The 20,406-nt window shown below is 33.7% G+C and carries 19 protein-coding genes; 18 read left to right on the top strand and 1 reads right to left on the bottom strand.

Annotated features, from left to right (window positions below; translation table 11 throughout):
• Positions 1-7 precede the first annotated feature (7 nt).
• The 8 genes from Q0358_RS03670 to Q0358_RS03635 are packed head-to-tail and all read left to right on the top strand — an operon-like array spanning position 8 to position 9,666.
• Positions 8-1,198: a Mur ligase family protein gene (locus Q0358_RS03670; RefSeq protein ID WP_299547367.1), complete on the top strand. Its 1,191-nt coding sequence runs from the start codon at positions 8-10 to the stop codon at positions 1,196-1,198.
• On the top strand, positions 1,199-2,131 hold the full coding sequence (locus Q0358_RS03665; protein WP_299547364.1) for a M23 family metallopeptidase: 933 nt from the start codon (positions 1,199-1,201) through the stop codon (positions 2,129-2,131).
• A gap of 8 nt (positions 2,132-2,139) precedes the next feature.
• Positions 2,140-2,496: a polymer-forming cytoskeletal protein gene (locus Q0358_RS03660; RefSeq protein WP_299547361.1), complete on the top strand. Its 357-nt coding sequence runs from the start codon at positions 2,140-2,142 to the stop codon at positions 2,494-2,496.
• Entirely contained in the window at positions 2,483-5,527 is a 3,045-nt protein-coding gene (gene mfd, locus Q0358_RS03655) for a transcription-repair coupling factor (RefSeq protein ID WP_299547358.1), read from the top strand. The genes Q0358_RS03660 and mfd overlap by 14 nt, the downstream gene beginning before the upstream one ends.
• Positions 5,527-6,342: a TIGR00282 family metallophosphoesterase gene (locus tag Q0358_RS03650; RefSeq protein WP_299547355.1), complete on the top strand. Its 816-nt coding sequence runs from the start codon at positions 5,527-5,529 to the stop codon at positions 6,340-6,342. Before mfd ends, Q0358_RS03650 begins: the two co-directional genes overlap by 1 nt.
• A 9-nt stretch (positions 6,343-6,351) precedes the next feature.
• A complete protein-coding gene (locus Q0358_RS03645) occupies positions 6,352-8,232 on the top strand; it encodes a menaquinone biosynthesis decarboxylase (RefSeq protein WP_299547352.1) in 1,881 nt (626 codons plus the stop codon).
• 55 nt (positions 8,233-8,287) lie between these two features.
• Positions 8,288-8,839 (top strand): hypothetical protein, encoded by a 552-nt coding sequence (locus Q0358_RS03640; RefSeq protein ID WP_299547349.1) that lies wholly within the window; start codon positions 8,288-8,290, stop codon positions 8,837-8,839.
• The gene (locus tag Q0358_RS03635) at positions 8,836-9,666 is read left to right on the top strand and encodes a S1-like domain-containing RNA-binding protein (protein ID WP_299547346.1); all 831 of its coding nucleotides are present in this window, start codon (positions 8,836-8,838) and stop codon (positions 9,664-9,666) included. Before Q0358_RS03640 ends, Q0358_RS03635 begins: the two co-directional genes overlap by 4 nt.
• Here Q0358_RS03635 and Q0358_RS03630 read toward each other — a convergent pair whose 3' ends face one another.
• Positions 9,667-11,805: a WD40 repeat domain-containing protein gene (locus Q0358_RS03630; protein WP_299547341.1), complete on the bottom strand. Its 2,139-nt coding sequence runs from the start codon at positions 11,803-11,805 to the stop codon at positions 9,667-9,669.
• Positions 11,806-12,008: 203 nt separating this feature from the next.
• Here Q0358_RS03630 and Q0358_RS03625 point away from each other — a divergent pair, with 203 nt between their 5' ends.
• Genes Q0358_RS03625 through Q0358_RS03580 form a run of 10 tightly spaced genes read left to right on the top strand, consistent with a single transcriptional unit; the run spans position 12,009 to position 20,404 of the window.
• Positions 12,009-12,824, top strand: coding sequence for a peptidyl-prolyl cis-trans isomerase (locus Q0358_RS03625; protein ID WP_299547337.1), 816 nt, complete (start codon positions 12,009-12,011; stop codon positions 12,822-12,824).
• Positions 12,825-12,833: 9 nt separating this feature from the next.
• The gene (locus Q0358_RS03620) at positions 12,834-13,757 is read left to right on the top strand and encodes a class II fructose-bisphosphate aldolase (RefSeq protein ID WP_299547334.1); all 924 of its coding nucleotides are present in this window, start codon (positions 12,834-12,836) and stop codon (positions 13,755-13,757) included.
• A gap of 12 nt (positions 13,758-13,769) precedes the next feature.
• Positions 13,770-14,333: an elongation factor P gene (gene efp, locus Q0358_RS03615; RefSeq protein WP_299547331.1), complete on the top strand. Its 564-nt coding sequence runs from the start codon at positions 13,770-13,772 to the stop codon at positions 14,331-14,333.
• Between the two features lie 7 nt (positions 14,334-14,340).
• Complete coding sequence (locus Q0358_RS03610) at positions 14,341-14,928, top strand: DJ-1 family glyoxalase III (RefSeq protein WP_299547329.1); 588 nt, start codon at positions 14,341-14,343, stop codon at positions 14,926-14,928.
• The gene (locus tag Q0358_RS03605; protein WP_299547326.1) at positions 14,925-16,157 is read left to right on the top strand and encodes a murein transglycosylase domain-containing protein; all 1,233 of its coding nucleotides are present in this window, start codon (positions 14,925-14,927) and stop codon (positions 16,155-16,157) included. Before Q0358_RS03610 ends, Q0358_RS03605 begins: the two co-directional genes overlap by 4 nt.
• Positions 16,157-16,870: an arginyltransferase gene (locus Q0358_RS03600; protein ID WP_299547323.1), complete on the top strand. Its 714-nt coding sequence runs from the start codon at positions 16,157-16,159 to the stop codon at positions 16,868-16,870. The genes Q0358_RS03605 and Q0358_RS03600 overlap by 1 nt, the downstream gene beginning before the upstream one ends.
• A gap of 2 nt (positions 16,871-16,872) precedes the next feature.
• Positions 16,873-17,703: a phosphatidylserine decarboxylase gene (locus Q0358_RS03595; RefSeq protein ID WP_299547320.1), complete on the top strand. Its 831-nt coding sequence runs from the start codon at positions 16,873-16,875 to the stop codon at positions 17,701-17,703.
• Complete coding sequence (gene nadA, locus Q0358_RS03590) at positions 17,687-18,682, top strand: quinolinate synthase NadA (protein ID WP_299548181.1); 996 nt, start codon at positions 17,687-17,689, stop codon at positions 18,680-18,682. Before Q0358_RS03595 ends, nadA begins: the two co-directional genes overlap by 17 nt.
• Before the next feature lie 13 nt (positions 18,683-18,695).
• Complete coding sequence (gene nadC / locus Q0358_RS03585; RefSeq protein WP_299547317.1) at positions 18,696-19,523, top strand: carboxylating nicotinate-nucleotide diphosphorylase; 828 nt, start codon at positions 18,696-18,698, stop codon at positions 19,521-19,523.
• Entirely contained in the window at positions 19,523-20,404 is an 882-nt protein-coding gene (locus Q0358_RS03580) for a thiamine-phosphate kinase (protein ID WP_299547314.1), read from the top strand. The genes nadC and Q0358_RS03580 overlap by 1 nt, the downstream gene beginning before the upstream one ends.
• Positions 20,405-20,406 lie beyond the last annotated feature (2 nt).

Genomic DNA, 20,406 nt, shown 5'->3' with positions numbered 1-20,406 from the left:
GGATTTTTTGGAACAAAAAGGAGCAGAATATGCAGCCTTTGATCCAAGTCGCGCTCCAGAACTTTTAAAAAAATTAAATTTAAATTTTAATAAAAATCAAGTAATTATTCAAGTTATAGGAACAAATGGAAAGGGTAGCACAGGCAGATTCTTAGCTTTAATGCTTAAGTTTTTAGGTGTAAAAGTTGGACATTTTACTTCTCCGCATTTACTTTCTTTGTGTGAGAGATTTTGGATTGATGGTGAAAATATTGCAGAATCTGTGCTAGAAAGTGCCTTTATGAGTTTAAATAGAGAAATTTTAAACAAAGCAAGTTATTTTGAAATTTTGACATTTTTAGCATTTAGGATTTTTAAAGATTGTGAAGTGGTAGTTTTAGAAGCAGGGCTTGGTGGGGAATATGATTCCACAACAACTTGTTGTGTTTCACAACTCACGCTTTTTACAAGCATTGGAATAGATCATAAAGAGTTCCTTGGTGCAAATCTTAAAGAAATTGCCACAACAAAACTAAAAGCTATGGCAAAACTTGCTGTGATAGGGCTTCAAAGAGAAGGAGAAGTCATAAAGTTTGCAGAGCAGATTGCTAAAGAAAAAGGCGCAGAGTTGGTGCAGGTAAAAGCTATCCCACAAGAAATTGCAAAAATAATTAAAAAGCGTGATTATCCAAACTATCAAGCACAAAATTTAGCACTTGCTTGGCAGGGATTGATTGTGGCGATAAAAAAGATTCCAAATTTAAAAAAAATAGAATCCAAAATTGCATTAGATTTTAATCTTGCTCTAAAATCCATTTTACAAGCACTCCCTCCTATTGATTTACAAGGAAGATTTCAGCGGCTAACGCCAAAGATTACTTTAGATGTGTTGCATAATGCAGATGGTGCAAGGGCATTATTGGAGCATTATGTAAGTGAGAATAAAACTATTTTTATTTATAATTCCTATTTTGATAAGGATATTCGAGCGATTTTATCACTTTTAAAGCCTATAATCCAGCGTGTGGAGATTTTTGAAGTTAGGAATTCGCGTGTGGTTGCAAAGAGCAAACTAGAACAGATTTTGCGAGAACTTTTGATTCCTTATTGTGATTTTACTTGTTTAAATAAGGAATCGCAATATCTTGTTTGTGGTTCTTTTAGCGTGGTGGAGAAATTTTTAAGAGATTTTAAAGTGGGAAAAATAAAAGAAAAATAGATGAAAAATCGTTTTGTAGTTACAATTACCGATGTTAATGGTTCTAAGCAGTATAACATTCATCAATATGTGAAACAAATTGTGTTGTATGTGATTTTACTTGTTGTTGTGATTTTTTTCTTTAGTTTTATTTCTATTCAGTTATTATTAAAAGAAGTGCGTCAAATTGAAGTTAAACGTGATTTAATGCAAGAAGAATATCTAAAAATTAATGAAAAAAATGAAGAATTACAAGCACTCATTGATGAAAAAACAGAAGAGCTTGTTAAGGTGTCCGATAGAATTGAAGACTTAGAAGGGATTGTAGGATTAAGCGATCAAATTGTGGAATCTCAGGATTTAAGTTTGATTGAAAGGGTGGATTTAGCGAGTATTACAGGAGCGCAAAAAGCCTTTGTTATGCAGCTAATTCCAAATGGTGTGCCTTTACGTGGAAATTATCGTATTACATCTGAATGGGGGACGAGGGTTAATCCTGTATTGCGTCGCACGCACTTACATACTGGAATTGATTTTGGTATACCTGTTGGAACTCCTATTTATGCTCCAGCTGATGGTGTGGCATATTTTGCAAATAATAGCTATAATGGCGGTTATGGAATTATGGTCAAACTTGAACATTCCTTTGGCTTTAGCACTTTTTATGCGCATTTAAGTAAAATTGTCGTTCAAAAAGGGGATTTTGTAAAGCGCGGACAATTGATTGCTTATTCTGGTAATAGTGGAAGAAGCACAGGTCCGCATTTGCATTATGAAATCCGCTATTTAAGCCAAGATTTAAATCCACGCCCATTTATTGAATGGACAATGCGGGATTACACCAAAATTTTTGAAAAGGAGAAAAGTGTCAAATGGCAATCTTTGCTAACAATGATAAATCAACTAGTGGAAATTCGGGAAACACCAGCATTATCGCGCAGGGAACAAAAATAAAGGGTGATATGTATAGTGAGTGTAGCTTACATATTGATGGGGATTTGGAAGGAAATATTGTTGCAAAAACAAATGTTGTAATTGGTAAAACAGGAAATATAGATGGCAGCATTGACGCGGAGCATTTAGTTGTTAGTGGAAAACTTATGGGAAATTGCACTTGTAGTATTGTTGAGATTTTGCCACAAGGTAGAATTGATGGTAGCATTGTCGCAAAAGAACTAATTATTGAAAAAGGTGGTGAATTTGTGGGACAAAGTGTTGTGCATAAAAATAATGAATACAAAACAAATCAAGCAGATTTAAAAGCACCAAAATCCATTTCATTAAACCAAAAAACAGAGGAAGGCGTTGCATCAAAGTAGTGTTTATACATTTTTAAAAGCGCACAAGGGGGGGGTTAAAGCGCGCTTTAAAGATGGGCTTATTATTCTTTGTGAAGATAGGCAAAAATCTCTATCGTGTGGAGATGTAGCGAAATTTTTAGGATTTAAAACATTTGTATTGCCAGATTTTAGGGCAACTTTTGGCGATGATTTACGTAGTTATCAAGAAGAGTTGAGTGTGTTATTTCAGGCTTTAAGAGAGTTTTATGCGTGCAGGGAAAATAAAATTTTATTATCACCATTACACACACTTTTGCATTGTATGCCAGATGCGCAATCTCTTTGTGCAATCCAGTTAAAAGTGGGAGATGTTTTAGATCTTAAAAGTTTTAAAGAGAAGTTGTTTTACTTTGGTTATGAATTTGTGGATTTAGTTGAGCTTGGCGGAGAAGTTTCAATGCGTGGGGATATTATTGACCTATTAACTCCAAATAGTGAAAAACCCTATCGTATTACGCTTTTTGACAATGAAGTTGAAAGTGTACGTTGCTTTGATCTCCAAACACAATTATGCTCTAAAGAATTTTTGGAATCTTTAGAAATTCCTCCAGCATTTTTAAATCTTGATATGCAAACTTACGCAGCATTAGAAAATGCTATTAAAGAGTTACCACAAAAGCAGAGTATTTTGGACTTAAATGGTAGTGGAGAGATTTTAGGGCTTGGATTTTGGTGTTTGGAAAAAGTTGGAATTGCAAAAAATTTCTTAAAGGAGTTTCCTTTTGTTGTTCTCCCAAGTGTTAAGGAATTAGCGCAAGAAATCCTAGAGTTTAAAGAGTATAACACAGAGCAGTTACAATGTGTGATTAATGGAGAGATTTTAGAACTCACAAAAGAATATGAGGATTTTAATTATAATTTTAATCATTTGCAAGATTTCTTAGAATTTCACAAACAAAAAGCTATCACAATCATTGCTAAAAGTGAAGCACAAGTACGTCAAGCTGGGATTGCATTGGATGCTCCTTATACATTTAGGCTTGGTGTGGATTATGCGATTAATATTTTAGGGAAAGAAAGCTTAATTCTTTCTCTTAATGCTCCACAAAAATCAACAAAGCGCACTAAGGCAAAAATTTTGCTTGATGAATTAAATGTAGGTGATTATGTTGTGCATAGTGATTATGGAATCGCAATTTTTAGTGGAATCACGCAGACAAATATTTTTGGAGCAACACGCGATTTTATTACATTGCGCTATTTGGGGGAAGATAAGCTTCTTTTGCCAGTAGAAAATTTAGATAGAATAGATCGTTATATTGCAGATAGTGGTGGGATTCCATTATTGGATCGTTTAGGTAAAGGTTCTTTTGCGAAACTTAAAGAGAAAGTCAAAGAAAAGCTTTTTGTGATTGCGAATGCTATTGTTGCACTTGCTGCAAAGCGTGAATTGCTTGATGGAGCAGTGCTTGATGTGCAAAAAGAAGAAATATTAGTTTTTCAAAACAAAAGTGGATTCCATTATACAGAGGATCAACAGCAGGCAGTTTCTGCTATTTTTAAAGATTTGAGCAGTGGGCGTGTAATGGATAGACTGCTTAGTGGGGATGTGGGATTTGGAAAAACTGAGATTGCAATGAATGCAATGTTTGTTGCGTTTTTAAGCGGATTTCAATCTGCGATGATTGCACCAACAACTTTGCTAACCTATCAGCATTTTAACACGCTTAAAAAGAGATTTGCACCTTTTGGGCTTAAACTTGCGCGTTTAGATAGATATGTTAGCACAAAAGAAAAAAAGCAGATTTTAAGCGATTTAAAAAGTGGAGCATTAAATGCAGTTGTTGGCACACACGCACTTTTAGGGGTGGAGTTTAAAAATCTTGCGTTAATAATTGTTGATGAAGAGCATAAATTTGGAGTCAAGCAAAAAGAAAAAATTAAGGATTTAAGTCAAAATATCCATCTACTCTCAATGTCAGCCACTCCGATACCAAGAACACTAAATATGGCACTTTCACATATTAAAGGGTTAAGTGAGCTAAAAACTCCGCCAAGTGAGCGTCAAGCAACGCGAACTTTTATTAAAAGCCTTGATGATACACTTTTAAAAGAAGTGATTATGCGTGAAATGCGTCGCGGTGGGCAAGTGTTTTATATTCATAATAATATTGCTACAATTTGTCAAAAAAAAGAAGAGATTTTGCGTGTTTTGCCTAATCTTAGAATTGCAATCTTGCATTCACAAGTCCCAGCACAACAAGCAGAAGATATTGTGCTAGATTTTGCTAAGGGAGCTTATGAGATTTTGCTTTGCACAAGCATTGTGGAATCTGGTATTCATTTGCCAAATGCAAACACCATTTTAGTAGATCACGCAAATTGCTTTGGAATTGCAGATTTACATCAGTTGCGTGGGCGTGTTGGGAGAGGGAGTAGAGAAGGGTTTTGTTATTTATTAGTAGAAGATTTTAATTCTATTACAGAAGACGCTAAAAAGCGTTTATTAGCTTTAGAAAAAAATTCTTTTTTAGGTAGTGGTGGGGCATTAGCCTATCATGATTTAGAAATTAGAGGTGGAGGAAATTTATTAGGAGAAGCGCAAAGTGGGCATATTAAAAACATCGGCTATTCACTTTATCTTAGAATGCTTGAAGATGCAATTTTTACTCTAAGTGGCGATGTGCAGCAAAAAGAAGCGAATATAGAGGTTAAGCTTGGTATCACAGCATTCTTAAATGCAGAGTTGATAGAATCAGAACGCTTGCGTTTAGAGATTTATCGAAGATTATCTAAGTGCAAAGAAGAAAAGGCTGCATTTGGGATTGAGAGTGAGATTGAAGAAAGATTTGGGCGTTTAGATGTTTATACAAGACAGTTTTTAGATTTAATCCGCATTAAAATTATTGCAAGGGAATGTGGGATTGTTAATATTATGAATTATCAGCAAAACATTACTTTCACAAAACTAAGTGGAGAAAAAATTAATATTAAAGCAAGCAGTAAAGATGAAGATGATGTGCTAAAGGCTGTTTTTGGGTTTCTAAGCAAATTACAAAAAGGGCAATAATGCGCTTTGGATTTATTGGTGATATTGTAGGGAAGATTGGGAGATCGCAGGTTGCGCACTATGTAAAAGAAGCAAAAAGTTTTTATCATCTAGATAGAGTGATTGCAAATGGAGAAAATGCAAGCCACGGATTTGGGCTTGGGGCAAAAAGCATACAAGAGTTACAAGTATCAGGGGTGGATATTTTTACGGGCGGAAATCACACTTGGGATAAGAGAGAAATTACTGCATTTTTAGCACTTGAAAATTCTAATGTATTGCGTCCGCATAATTATCCTAAGGGAGTTGTTGGCAGTGGGATTTATCGAGGAAATGTGGAGGGAGAAACATTTGCTGTGGTAAATTTAATGGGGCATTTTGGAATGCCACAATGTGATAATGCCTTTATTTGCGCAAAAGATACAATAGAGATGCTACATAATGAAGGGATAAAAAATATTATTGTGGATTTTCATGCAGAAGCCACAAGTGAAAAGCGGGCAATGTTTATGATGTTAAAAGGGAGAATTGCCGCAATATTTGGCACGCATACACATATAGGAACAGATGATTTGGAGATTTTTGAAGACACATTTGGGGTAAGTGATGTAGGAATGAGTGGAGCTAGAGAGAGTGTTATAGGGATGGAATGTGAAGAACCAATTCATCGCTTTTTAACAGGAGTTCCTAATCGCTTAAGTGTGCCAGAAAAAGTTGGAATTCCTAGTATTTTTCAAATGATTGTGTGTGAAGTTAAAGACGGAAAGTGTGTGGAAGCCTTCAAGCTAAAGGCAATAGATAATGGAGTTTTGAAAAAAACATTGATTGCAAAATAAGGAGTTTAAATGCGACAGACTATTGACAAACTAAAAGCAAATAATGCCCTAAGAGTAATTAGTGAGCCTTTAGATGTGGAATTAGAGATTCCACATTTGGCGTATTTAGAAGTCAAGCGTAAAGATTCTAAGGCTTTATTATTTATAAATCCCGTGGATAAAAAACGCGGGATCCATTATGAAACACCGGTGTTAATGAATGTATTTGGAAATTTTAAGCTTGTAGAATTACTAGTTGGAGATGTAGAAAAACAAGCAAGTGAGATTGTAAAACTTCTTAAATTAAAACCTCCTAGAAGCTTTAAAGAAGTTTTAGTATTACTTCCAAATCTTTTAAATTTGCGCTATTTATCCCCTAAAGTTTTTAAAGGAAAGGGATTGTGCCAAGAAGTGATTAAGCAAGGGAGTGCAGTGGATTTAGGTGAAATACCTGTGCTTAAAACTTGGAGTGAAGATGGAGGAAGATTTATTACAATGGGGCAGTGTTATACACAGAGCCTTGATGGAAGTGTGCGCAATCTTGGAATGTATCGCTTGCAAGTGTATGATAAAAATCATTTAGGTGTGCATTGGCAAATCCATAAAGATAGTATGCATTTACTAGAAGAATACCAAAAAACAGGGCAAAAAATGCCTGTTAGCATTGCTATTGGTGGAGATCCGCTTTATACTTGGTGTGCAACTGCACCTTTGCCTTATGGACTTTATGAGTTAATGCTTTATGGTTTTATTAAAAAGCAAAAACCAAAGCTTGTGCGTTGTATAAGCAATACATTATGTGTGCCTTATGATGCGGATTTTGTGATTGAAGGATTTGTGGATCCTAAAGTTATGCGCGATGAAGGGAGATTTGGAGATCACACGGGATTTTATACTCCTATTGAACCTTATCCTGTGATGGAAGTTAGCGCAATCACTTCTAAAAAAAATCCTGTGTATCTAGCAACTGTTGTGGGTAAGCCACCTTTAGAAGATAAATATTTAGGTTATCCCACAGAAAGAATTTTTCTTCCACTTTTACAAACAACAACGCCAGATTTAGTAGATTATTATATGCCAGAAAATGGAGTGTTTCATAATTTGATTTTAGCAAAAATTAAAGCGCGTTTTCCTAGCATTGCAAAACAGAGTATGCACGCATTTTGGGGAGTTGGACAAATGAGTTTTGTTAAGCACGCGATTTTTGTTGATGAAAATGCTCCAAGATTGCAAGATTTAGAAATTATCCCTTATGTGTTAAATCGTTTTAGCCCTAAGGCTTGCTTGCTAAGTGATGGAGTGTGTGATGCATTAGATCACGCTTCGCCTGAATTTGCGCAAGGTGGGAAGCTTGGAGTGGATTGCACACAAGATTACGCAAAGGATTTACAAGAGTGTGATATCTTAGATGATGAAGCATTACAAGAAATTTTGGCAAATGTTTTTCAAAGTGAAGTAAAATGTATCAGACAGATTTACACACAAACAAAAAACCCTATTACACTAATAGGGATTCACAAAAAAGATTCCATAACTAAAGAGATTTTAGAGACAAAGTTGGAATCTCACAATAATCTAGCATTTGATGCTATCCAAAAACTTCAAAAACACGCACGCATTGTGGTGATTGTAGATAGTGCAAAAAATGATTTAGAAAATTTATATATGCTACTTTGGCGCGTGGTGAATAATATTGATGCAAAACGCGATGTGGTGATTTTGGATTCTATTGTTTTTATTGATGCGACAGATAAAGATAAACGCGATGGGTATTTAAGGGAATGGCCTAAAGAAACGGATTGTTCTTTAGAAGTCTTAAAAGATTTAGAAGTAAAAGGACTTTTAAAGGATTTTGGAGATTTAAAGAAATTTTATAAAGCATTTCATATTGATAAATCTTATAATTGTTAAGAAGATTTTGACAAATTTAAGGCAGAATTTTAGCATTTTATTAAAAGGGGCTTATATGAAAAATAAACCTAAAACGCGTAAAATTTGGCTTAAAGATCTAAGATCTGAAATTATGGAATTGCGTCATCAAAATTTAAGTGATCAAGAAATTAAACGAAAAATGCGTCTAGAATTACACAATCATTCCACTAAGTTAGAAGTGGCGATGGGTTTTGTGTTTTGGTTTATTGTTTTGGCATTGGTTGGATTTGGAATACATATTGGATATGCAATATTGATGTGGGAAGCACATTTATATGAATTTAGTGTGTATTTTTCACCTTATACTTCAATGCTTATTTTTATGCTTTTGTGTGTTGTGCTATGTGGAGTTTTGATTGTGTGGTTTGGATACTTTGTAGATTGTTTTAGATTCCATAAAGTCCTTGATAATACTTTAGAAGAGCAGTTTTATTTAAAGCTTTTTAAAATGCTGTTATTACTAGGACTAGTTGGATTTGTGGTGTTTATGGTAGTGGTGTTTTTTGTTGCTCTTCAAATTTCAGAGTTTTATGGAATTCCACTTGGCAGAAGTTTATTTGAAACATTAATGGAGATAATTGATTGAGTGGTATAGGATTGATTAAAACATTAAAAATTGTGCGTTTTGCAAATCCAGGAGCATATTTGCTTGAAGGGATGAGTGAAGTGTTGTTGCCTAATGCTTATGTGCCAAAGGAAGCAAAAATTGGTGATGTATTAGAAGTATTTTTATATACAGATTCTAGTGATAGACCTGTGGCAACAACACTTCAACCAAAAGCGCAAAGAGGAGAAATTGCACTTTTAAAAGTAGTGGATAAAAATTCATTGGGTTGTTTTTTGGACTTAGGGATTGCAAAAGATATTTTTATGCCAACAAAGATTCCACAAAATTATCCTATTGGGAGTGAAGTTGCGGTATTTTTGACACTAGATAGAGAAAATCGCTTGCTTGCAAAAGAGAATATCAAACCATATCTATGTAATTTTCAAACAAATTTACAAAATGCTAAGGTTGGAGATAAGGTTAAGATTATACCCTTTAGAAAGACTCCATTAGGCTTTGAATGTGTGATTAATGGAGAGAATTTAGGTTTGCTTTATCATAATGAAATTTTTGAAAAATTTACTCTTTATGAAGAAAAAGAAGCCTATATTAAAAGGCTTTACAAAAATGGAAAATGTGATTTAAGTCTTAAAAATCCTTTCTTAAAAAAGGACAAAAAGTTGGAATCTAAAATGCTTTTAGAGTTTTTAGAACACCAAAAAGTGTTAGAGTTAAACTATGATAGTGAGCCTAGTGCAATCTATCAGCAATGTAATATGAGCAAAAAGGCTTTTAAGCGTGCCTTGAGTGAATTAATCACTCAGGGTAAAGTGGTGCTTGAAAAAGGAAGGATTAAAAGAATATAATTAATCCTTTAAGATCAGCAAGGATTTTGCCATAGGTTCTATTAATGAGCATTGCAATCCGTCATTAAAATGCTCCAAGATATGTTCTAAAAGTTCGTTTAAGCCTAATTCTTTAGCGACTTTTGCAAGATCTTCATCTCTCCCATAACGCTTAATGTATTGATTAAAACTGCTAATCCAGTCAATGTTTTTGACGACTTTTTTAGGATTGTTAAATTGAAATTCTCTTAAATACGCAGCTTTTAGAATTGTAGAAATTTTTGTTTTTAAGCTACTAATAGTTGTGTAATCTTTTAAAAGTTCTAATACAACTTTTGGCTCTCCTTTTGTTGCTGCTTTAAATGCTTGTTCAAAGATTGCTAAGAACTGATTATAAAGGATTCTAAATTCTTTGGAATTTTTTAATACAATGCTTTCTTCTGCTAAGTTAAAGGCTTCTTTAATATTGTTGCTCTCACAAGCTGTTAGAAATTGTTTTTTGAGTTTTAAATAAGAGAGTTTAATCTTTGAAGTTTCCTTAAAAAGTGGAATATTAATAAGGTATTCACATAGTTTTAATGCCTGATCTATATTGTTTTCTTTTTCAAGCAAGTTAATTTGTTTAAGCAGATTTTTGCTTGCATAAAGTGCTTTTTTGTAAGTGTTTGTTTCTTTTAAAAAATGAAATTTTTCACACAAAGAAAAATAGGCAACTATATTTTTATCTTTATAAGCTTTTTCTGCTTCTAAAAAAATATTCGCATTATCCAGTAAAGATTGTATGTCTTCTTTTTTGGAATCCACATTATTAAAGGCTCTTAAAAGATCTTTTGCTTTTTTAATGTTTAGTGCAGCATCTTCCATAAGAAGAGTTTGGCAGGTTTGAAAAACTTTTTGCCAAAATTTTTCCATATTTTCATAGGCGAAGGTGTTTTTGACAAAAGAATGTTTTTCTGTAATTGCATAAGCTTTGACGTAGTTTTTTTCTTCGGCAGCATCAATAAATTCTGCAATAAAGTGGATTTGTTCTAAGCAAGTGTTAAACTCCTGCTTTTTTTCTATATCACGCATAAAAGGAGCAGTTAAGTTGATTGCTTCTTTGATGGAGTTTTTGGACAATAAAATAACAGCCTCCTTTAAAGCATCCTTCCAAAGTATATCAAGTTTTTCTTTGTAAGTTTTTAGAGTGCATAAAAAAATATTGTGTTCATAAAACATTGCAGTAATTTCATTTAAGTTACCAGTTTCTAGAATTTTTAAAAAAGATTCCATTTGAAATGCAGTATCATAAGATTCAATTATTCCATTGCTATATCCTATAAACAAAAAGTTTTCATAGAAATGCAAAGTTGTGATTCCATAATGTCTAAGTCTTAAGGTTTCTACAAATTTGTTCGTGGAGATTCTTATTAAAAATAAGAGATTATCCCTAGAGCCAACAAGAGCAAAATCAGTGTTTGGAATCCTTTTGCAAAAAGTCATCCAAGTATTTTTAAAATGATTTTTGCTAAGAATTTTGTTTTCTACTAAATCATAAAGAATTGTTTCTCCATCACGCGTAACACAAAAGATTCTTGTGTTATCTTTATCAAAAAGAGCATCTTCAACTACGCTATCAAAAGTGATTTTAGCAATAATTTTATCATATGGTATATCCACAACAACAAGCTCTCCACTAAAGCTAGCTCCTAGCGCATAAATCTCATCTTCGCTAAAGGCTATTGTAGAAACAGTATCAGAAAAAGGAGCAGAACTTAGTAAGAAATTATAATTATCTCCGTAATAGACAATAACTCTTCCACATTCTCCACCTGTTGCTAGATAGGTATCATTAGGAGAAAAAATTGTTTTAGTGATTTCTTTTTTTTGCCAAGTTAGTGGCTCTAGTTCTTTGATTTGATCTAAGCTAATGATAGAACCTTTATTAGAACCATTGAAACCTATTGCAAAACATTTTTTCTTGTTGGCAAACCCCACTGCTTTACTAAATTCAAAAAGCGGTTGAAAGTTTTGTAAGGCTGCTGTTTTTTCTAAAATTTTATTTTGACGTAAGAATATATAAGTATTGTAGTGATTATCCACAGCATAAATTCTTTCTTTATCAGCACTAATTCCTAAAACACTATTTGTAAGAGAAAAAGTATCCTTTAGTGGAAGCATTGTATATCCTTAAATCATCTATTTTATAATTCTTAAAAATATAAGCACACTTATATAGTAAAGATTATTAATAAGTAATAAAATGGTAATAAAATCAAAAGAATCCGATTCTAAAAAATGTTGAATTAAAAAATATAACCCATTAATTAAACATTTAAAAATTTAAGGTAGAATTTCAGAGAATTTCAAAAAAAGGTTAAATAATGAAAAAAGTTCTAGCAAGTTCAGTGATTGCATTTGCATTATTGCAAGGCATAAGTTTTGCAAAAACTTATGCAGAAGTTAATGGTTCTGAGGTTACAGAAAGAGATATTGCAGCTTTAATGCGTGCAATGCCAGGTGTTGCTTTTGATCAACTTCCACAAGAAGCAAAAACACAAATTATTAATCAAGCTATTGAAAGAAAGCTTTTAATTGATCAAGCTAAAAAAGAAAGAGTGCAAAACTCAAAAGAATATAAAGAAGCAATTGCAAATGTTGAAGAAGACTTAATGCTTGAAGTTTGGATGCGCAAACAAATGGAAAAAGTAAAAGTTTCTAATTCTGAGATTGAAAAGTTTTATAATGAAAATAAAAGCAAGTTTGTTCAACCTGAAACAGTTAAAGCAAGTCACATTTTAGTTAGCAGTGAAAATGAAGCAAAAGCAGTAATTGCAGAGCTTAAAAAAGCAGGTAAAAATGTCGTAAGCAAATTTGATGCTCTAGCAAAAGAAAAATCTAAAGATGCTTCTGCGCAAAATGGTGGAGAATTAGGTTATATTGCAAAAAATCAAGTTGTCCCTGAATTTGCAAATGCTGCTTTTAAGCTTAAAAAAGGCTCATATACAACAACTCCTGTTAAATCACAATTTGGTTATCATATTATCTTAGTAGAAGATAAAAAACCAGCAGGAACAATTGCTCTAAAAGATATTAAAGGGCAAATTGAACAAAATCTAAAACTTCAAAAATTTCAACAAGAAGTTAAAAAAGAAGGTGAAGAACTACGCAAAAAAGCTAAAATTGAATTATCAAAATAAGGAAATTTTATGCTAGTTTGTGGAAATACAATCTTAGATAAGGCAAATAAAGAAAATTACGGAGTTGGGGCTTTCAACTTCGTAAATTATGAGATGTTGAGTGCAATTTTTGAAGCTGCAAATTTAAAAAATTCTCCCATTATTGTTCAAGCTAGTGAAGGTGCGATTAAGTATATGGGAATTGATATGGCTGTAGGAATGGTGGAGATTCTATCTAAGAGATATTCTCATATCCCAGTGGCATTGCATTTAGATCATGGAACTAGCTTTGAGTCTTGTGTGAAGGCAATCCGTGCGGGCTTTACTTCTGTAATGATTGATGCAAGTCATCATCCCTTTGAAGAAAATCTAGCAGAAACAAAAAAAGTTGTTGAGGTAGCACATATTGTAGGAGTTAGTGTAGAAGCGGAACTTGGGCGTTTAATGGGGATTGAAGATAATATCTCTGTGGATGAGAAAGATGCTTGTTTGGTAAATCCAAAAGAAGCAGAAGAATTTGTAAAGATCTCTAAAGTTGATTTTCTAGCTCCAGCTATTGGCACAAGCCACGGCGCATTTAAGTTTAAAGGAGAGCCAAAGCTTGATTTTGAACGCTTAATTGAAGTCAAAAAACGCACACAGATTCCACTTGTTTTGCACGGAGCAAGTGCGATTCCGCAAAATGTAAGTGATGCGTTTTTGGCAAGTGGTGGCGATTTGAAAGGGAGCAAGGGCGTGCCTTTTGATTTCCTAAGAGAAGCAGTAAAGGGCGGGATTAATAAGATTAATACGGATACAGATTTAAGAATTGCATTTATGTCTGAAGTGCGTCGTGTGGCAAATGAAGATAAAACGCAATTTGATTTAAGAAAATTTTTCGCCCCTGCAAAAGAATTTATGATAAAAGTTATTGCAGAGAGAATGGATATTTTAGGTAGTTCCAATAAGATTTAAAAAAGGAAAATTATGGCGTATGCAATGGGAGATTTAAAAAAAGGTTTGAAAGTTGAGCTAGAAGGGGTTCCTTATAGAATCACAGAATATCAACATGTAAAACCGGGTAAAGGTGCGGCATTTGTGCGTGTAAAAATGAAGTCATTTTTAGACGGTAGAGTGCTTGAAAAAACTTTTCACGCTGGAGATAAGTGTGAAGAGCCAAATTTACAAGAGCGTTCTATGCAGTTTTTGTATCACGATGGCGATCATTTTCAATTTATGGATAATGAAAATTATGAACAAATTGGTCTAAGTGATGATCAAGTTGGTGATGTTGCGAAATGGATGATTGATGGAATGGCAGTTAGTATTATGTTTCATAATGGTAAGGCAATTACGGTAAGTGTGCCACAAACCGTTGAGCTTAAAGTTACAGAAACTCCACCAAATTTTAAGGGAGATACAACAAGTGCAGGCAAAAAGCCAGCCACACTTGAAACAGGTGCTGTTGTGCAAGTGCCTTATCATGTATTAGAAGGTGATTTGATTCGCGTAAATACAGAAACAGGCGATTATTTAGATAAAGTTAAGTAGGGCGGTTATGACGGTAAATGTTCTTGTTGTGCTAGCAAAAGGATTTGAAGATCTTGAAGCAATCAGTGTCATTGATGTGTTAAGACGCGTAGGCTGTAATGTAGTTGTAGCTAAAGTGGAGTCGGAGTTGGAATCTAAAAATGATGTTTTGGATTCTAGCTTGATTGTAGAATCACAAAAAGGTGTAAAAATCGTTGCAGATAGGATTCTAAATGAAGTTGATTGTAATCAATTAGATGGAATCGTATTTCCCGGTGGTTGGGAAGGGACGCAAAATCTCATTGCTTCAAATCATTTAAAAACAATCTTGGACTTCTTAAACGAAAAAGAAAAAATCATTGCAGCGATTTGTGCTGCGCCTTTAGCACTTTTTAAACACGGAATCTTAAAAGAACAAGCATTTACTTGCTATCCTAGTATTGAAAAAATGATTGAAAATTCAAACTATAAAACTGATTCTAATGTGATTAGAGATGGAAATCTCATTACTTCAAAAGGTCCTGCGACTGCTTTAGAATTTGCCTTCTATTTAGCAAGTGTTTTTGTAGGTGAGCAAAAAACAAGAGAAATTCAAAACGAAATGTTAGCCCTTTGAAGTTTGAAATACTGAAAGTTTTTGGCATTTGTGTTGCTTGTGCCGCTTTTTTAGGTGGCTGTTTAATGGGATATAAGGATTTAATTTATAATCCTAGTGTTTTAACAAATGGAATCTCAAAAGAACAAGTGATTAAAAAGGCGGTTAGTTACGCGTTAAATCCAGAGCAGCTTGAAAAAGATATTGCAAATTTACGAGTAAATTTTAAAAAAGTTGTTGTGGCTTTAACGCAAAATGCTTCTAAAAAATGGGGGGAAAATAATACTCCAACTGCTTCACAAGATGTCTATGTAAAATATACAGATTCTTATCTTTCACGTGCGCAGGTGGATTTTACTAAAGGTGTGATTTCTGTTGCGACTTTGGATACAAACAATCCAAAAGCATCTCTTAAAAAAGCTATTGTAGCAACACTGTTAACTCCAGAAGATCCAGAGCAAGTGGATTTGTATTCTGATAAAGAGATCGCCTTTAAAGGTAAGCCTTATTTAGCGGATTTGGTTAAGGATAATGAAGATAAAGTTGTGTTGTATCCTTGGCGCGCAAATCGCTATGCAGATTATTTAATTGAAAATAAGCTGCAAACCACTCAAATCACGGAAAAAGGAGAGAGTAAAAAGGTTTATTATGTGCAGTTTAATATGGTTAAAGATCACGAAATTAAAAGCGAACATAAGTATGGTGAGTATGTTGCGCTTTATGCAAGGGAATATAATTTAGAGCAAGCATTGATTTTTGCAATTATTAAAACAGAGAGCAGTTTTAATCCTTATGCTGTTAGTCATATCCCAGCTTATGGACTTATGCAAGTTGTCCCTGGAAGTGCTGGAAGAGATGTTTATAGGGCATTAAACAATAAAGATGGAATCCCAACTAAAGAAATGCTTTTTACTCCAAAAACAAATATTCAATATGGTTCAGCATATTTAGATATTCTCTTTAAGCGTTATATTAAGGGTGTAAATAATGCGCTTTCTCACGAATATTGTGTGATTGCTGCATACAATACAGGCAGCGGAAATGTGCTTAGTGTGTTTGATAAGGATAGAACAAAAGCGGTAAAAATCATTAATTCTATGACTTCAGCAGAAGTATATAGAAAGTTACGCACTTCTTTAAAATATGAGGAAGCTAGAAATTATCTCCATAAAGTTACAAATGCAAAAAAAGACTTTCAAAAAAGCGCGCCTATTGCGCAAAATGCAGGGTTAAGCATTAGTTTAAAATAATGGAAGTTTATGAATTAGTTCAAGAGCCGCGTCCTTGCAGTTATCTTTCAAACTTGGAAGCAAGATTTCATTATTTTTATATAAAAGATTGTGCGATCCCTTTTTATGTGCATTTACTAGAGCGTGGTTGGAGGCGTTTTGGAAATTATTTTTTTGTCCCCATTTGCAAGAGTTGTGAAGCTTGCATTTCTATTCGACAAGATTGCGGGAGATTTGTGTTTTCAAAATCTCATAAACGCATTTTAAAAAATCCCATAACTTTGCAAATCAAGCGTCCTTGGGTGAGTGAAGCGCATTTGGCTCTTTATGACAAATATCATCAAAAAATGCAAAACAAAAAGGGCTGGGAATATCACAAAATTACACTAGAAGCTTATTATGATACTTTTGTGCAAGGTTTTTTGGACTTTGGCTATGAATTTGATTATTACTTAGAAGATAAACTTATTGGAGTTGCGTATGTGGATATAATGGCGCAGGCAATTTCAGCGGTGTATTGCTTTTATGATCACGATTTTGCACAATATTCCATTGGGACATATTCTATTCTTAAACAAATAGAAATTGCAAAAGAGTATAATATCAAGTATCTTTATCCGGGCTATTGGATACAAAATCACGCATCAATGGGCTATAAAGAACGCTTTAAGCCTTTTGAAATTTTATGTAATCGCCCAAATTTAGAAGAGATTCCACTTTGGATTAAGGAGTAATTTTGCACTATACAAATTTCATTTCTTGCTTGTTTGAAAAGTTTGCTTCTTATGCCTTTCCACCATTGATTCAAAATTTCATCAATCGTGTTTATGTTAGAATTTTTGCAATTCAACTTGATGAGTTTGATACACTTGCAAGTTATCCTACGCTTAATGCGCTCTTTATGCGATCATTAGTAAAAATGAGAAGTTTTGATAAGATAGAATCTCATATGATAGCACCTTGTGATTCCGTGATTATGGAGTTTGGAGAATGTAAGGACAATGTTGCAATGCAAATTAAGGGTAAGCGTTATTTTGTAAGTGATTTCATAAAGACAAAACTAGAAGAAGGTTTTACTTATGTCAATTTTTATCTTTCTCCTAGGGATTATCATCGCTTTCACTCTCCGCTTAATCTAAAAATAAAACGTTTAGAATTTATCTCTGGAGTGCTTTTGAGTGTAAGCGAAAAGGCTCTTTTAAGGCACGAAGAAGTTTTTACAAAAAATAAGCGTGTTGTGTTGGAGTGTGAAGATGATTTTGGAGAGAGTTTGTATTTTGTTGCTATTGGCGCATTAAATGTAGGCAGAATCCAAATGAATTTTGCCCCAGAAGTTGTAGAGTTTAAGGAGTCTAAAACGCTAAATTTTGACACTCCTATTGTTGTGCAAAAGGGCGAAGAACTTGGGAGTTTTTTAATGGGTTCAACAATTGTTTTATTAAGTAAAAATTGGGAGTATGACTTAAAGATTAAAGAAAAAGTTTATTTTGGGCAGTGCATTGCAAAGGCAAAAAAGTTGGAATCCAAAAACTCTACTAAGGAGATTGATGATGAAAATGCGTATTAAAGAGTTATTAAAAGATCTTGATGCACTGCTTGTGGCGCATTATTATCAGCGTGATGAAGTAGTGGAGATTGCTGATTTAATAGGGGATAGTTTGGAGCTTGCACGCAAGGCAAGTGAGAGCCAAAAATCTAAAATTATCTTTTGTGGAGTTGGGTTTATGGGGCAGAGTGTTAAAATATTGGCCCCTAAAAAGCGTGTTTTTATGCCTAAAATTGCGTGCTGTTCTATGGCTAGAATGATTGATGATAGTTATTTTGATGCTTCTATTGCGCAACTTAAAGAATATGGTATTACAGAGATTTTGCCAATTACTTATATTAATTCTAATGCCGAAGTGAAGGCGAAAGTAGCAGAGCTTGGCGGAATAGTTTGCACAAGTGCAAATGCTTCTAAGATTTTACAATATGCTTTAAAGCAAAATCAAAAAATTTTCTTCCTGCCGGATTTTTGTTTGGGGCAGAATCTTGCGCGCCAAAATGGCTTAAAAAGCGCAATTTTAGGAGTGGATAGTGTAGAGAAAGTTAAGGAGGCTGATGTGATTTGTTATTATGGATTTTGTTCTGTGCATCAACTCTTTACTCCAAAAGATATTGATTTTTATCGCTCTAAGTATCCTGATATTTTGATTGCTGTGCATCCAGAATGCCAACCTAAAGTTGTGGAAAAAGCTGATTTTGTAGGTTCAACAAGTCAAATCATGCAATTTGTGCAAGGCTTAGACTCTAAGCAAAAAGTTGCTGTTGGGACAGAGTTTAACTTAATAAATCGTTTAAGAAAACCTATTAATGGAATCCAAAATACCTTTGTGCTAAGTTCTACAAAACCAGAATGTCCAACGATGAATGAAACAGGACTTGAAGATGTATTAAAGTGCTTAGAATCTATTAAAGAAAATCAACCCATTAATGAGATTTTACTAGAAGAAAATATTGCAAAAAAAGCAAAAAAAGCATTGGATAAAATGTTAGAATTATCTTAAAAAAGGAGAAAAAATGCATAAAATTTTATTGGATGATTTTTTAAAAGAAGTGCTTAAAGAAGATATTGGGCGTGGGGATTTGTATATGCGTATGCAAAATAATATTGAAATAGAAGCCTATATTTTGGCAAGAGAAGATGGAATCTTATCTGGAAAAATGTATGTAGAACGCTTGTGTGAGCTGTTAGGAATTGAATGCGATTTTACTTTCGAAGATGCAATGCCCTTTAGAAAAAATGAAAAACTTGCAACTTTTAAAGGGAAAATGTCAGAAATTTTAAGTGCAGAACGCACAATTTTGAATCTCCTAGAACATTCTAGCGGGATTGCAACACTTACACGCAAATATGCACAAAAGATAGAAGGCACGAATTGTATGTTGCTTGATACGCGAAAAACGCGTCCTTTGCTTAGAGATTTTGAAAAATATTCTACGCGCAATGGTGGCGCTATTAACCATCGCTTGGGATTAGATGATTGTTTAATGTTAAAAGACACACATTTAACAAGGATTTTAGCACTCAATAAATTTGTTAAAGATATTCGTTCTAAGATTCCATTTACTGCAAAGATTGAAGTAGAATGTGAAAACCTTTTGCAAGCAAAAGAAGCATTGGAATCTGATATTGATATTCTAATGTGCGATAATATGGATATTGAAACAATTAAAAATGTCGTTAAAATGCGCAATGCAATAGCACCAAATGTGCTTTTAGAAGCAAGTGGAAATATTACTTTAGAAAATATCTTAGAGTATGCAAAAAGTGGCGTAGATGCAATTTCATCAGGAGCAATTATCCATCAAGCAGTTTGGGTGGATTTGAGTATGAAAATTGATTAATGCAAGATAGAGAAAAAGCGTTTATTCGCGCTTTGATAAAAAGTGGTGCAACAGAAGGGATTGGCGATGATGGGGTTATGATTGCAGATGCTTGCGCCTTTGTAACTGCAAGTGATGCATTTTTTGAAGATGTGCATTTTAAGCGTGCTTGGGGAAATTTGGAATTGCTTGTGGAAAAGTGTTTTGTTGTTAATCTCTCTGATATTTATGCGATGAATGCGATTCCAACTTTTTGCCTTTTGACGCTTGCCTTACCAAAAGATTTTAAAGAAGTCAGCAAGCTTGCTAAGATTATTGGAGATTGTGCTTTAAGACATAGAGTTAAAATTGTTGGTGGAGATACGATTGTTGGGGATAAATTACACTTTTCTCTTACGCTTTTAGGCAAGGTGCAGCACAATAAAATTTTAACGAGAACAGGCATTAAAAAAGGGGATATTTTAGGTTATATTAGTCCAAATAGTGTGCTAACACATTGCAAAACACAGGCTTTTGGTAGAAATGTTAGAGAATTAAAATTAGCATTAAGATCTCATAAAAGCACAAAAATACAAGGCAACACACGCTTTTTAAAACCAATTTTATATCCTAAAATGCTTTTGAGGTTAAATCTTATTGCAAGGGCTGGAATGGATATATCAGATGGAATCTTTATGGAGCTCCCACGCTTAAGTCGTCTAAATCATTTAAGTTTTAAGATTATAAAACACAAAAAAGAGTGGTTTTATTCTCCAGAAGAATATCAAATGCTCTATGCTATCCCTAAAACAAAGTTAAAAATTATGCAAAATACAGCTAAAAAATACCGCCATATCTTTATCCCCTTTGCAAAAGCGGTGCGTGGAAAATTTATGGAATCTAAAAAGAGTTGGCACGCTTAAAT

It is taken from the genome of uncultured Helicobacter sp. (assembly GCF_937893305.1).
Lineage (GTDB): Bacteria > Campylobacterota > Campylobacteria > Campylobacterales > Helicobacteraceae > Helicobacter_D.
Note: the sequence above shows the minus strand (reverse complement) of the source record. Positions and strands in the feature narration are given on the sequence as shown.

Bases quoted from the DNA above. Each gene is read 5' to 3' on its own strand.
- Q0358_RS03645 (WP_299547352.1), top strand. From the start codon at position 6,352: ATGCGACAGACTATTGACAAACTAAAAGCAAATAATGCCCTAAGAGTA.
- Q0358_RS03660 (WP_299547361.1), top strand. From the start codon at position 2,140: ATGTATAGTGAGTGTAGCTTACATATTGATGGGGATTTGGAAGGAAAT.
- Q0358_RS03665 (WP_299547364.1), top strand. From the start codon at position 1,199: ATGAAAAATCGTTTTGTAGTTACAATTACCGATGTTAATGGTTCTAAG.
- Q0358_RS03600 (WP_299547323.1), top strand. From the start codon at position 16,157: ATGGAAGTTTATGAATTAGTTCAAGAGCCGCGTCCTTGCAGTTATCTT.
- efp (WP_299547331.1), top strand. From the start codon at position 13,770: ATGGCGTATGCAATGGGAGATTTAAAAAAAGGTTTGAAAGTTGAGCTA.
- Q0358_RS03580 (WP_299547314.1), top strand. From the start codon at position 19,523: ATGCAAGATAGAGAAAAAGCGTTTATTCGCGCTTTGATAAAAAGTGGT.
- Q0358_RS03625 (WP_299547337.1), top strand. From the start codon at position 12,009: ATGAAAAAAGTTCTAGCAAGTTCAGTGATTGCATTTGCATTATTGCAA.
- Q0358_RS03620 (WP_299547334.1), top strand. From the start codon at position 12,834: ATGCTAGTTTGTGGAAATACAATCTTAGATAAGGCAAATAAAGAAAAT.
- Q0358_RS03640 (WP_299547349.1), top strand. From the start codon at position 8,288: ATGAAAAATAAACCTAAAACGCGTAAAATTTGGCTTAAAGATCTAAGA.
- nadA (WP_299548181.1), top strand. From the start codon at position 17,687: ATGAAAATGCGTATTAAAGAGTTATTAAAAGATCTTGATGCACTGCTT.
- Q0358_RS03630 (WP_299547341.1), bottom strand. From the start codon at position 11,805: ATGCTTCCACTAAAGGATACTTTTTCTCTTACAAATAGTGTTTTAGGA.
- nadC (WP_299547317.1), top strand. From the start codon at position 18,696: ATGCATAAAATTTTATTGGATGATTTTTTAAAAGAAGTGCTTAAAGAA.
- Q0358_RS03650 (WP_299547355.1), top strand. From the start codon at position 5,527: ATGCGCTTTGGATTTATTGGTGATATTGTAGGGAAGATTGGGAGATCG.
- Q0358_RS03610 (WP_299547329.1), top strand. From the start codon at position 14,341: ATGACGGTAAATGTTCTTGTTGTGCTAGCAAAAGGATTTGAAGATCTT.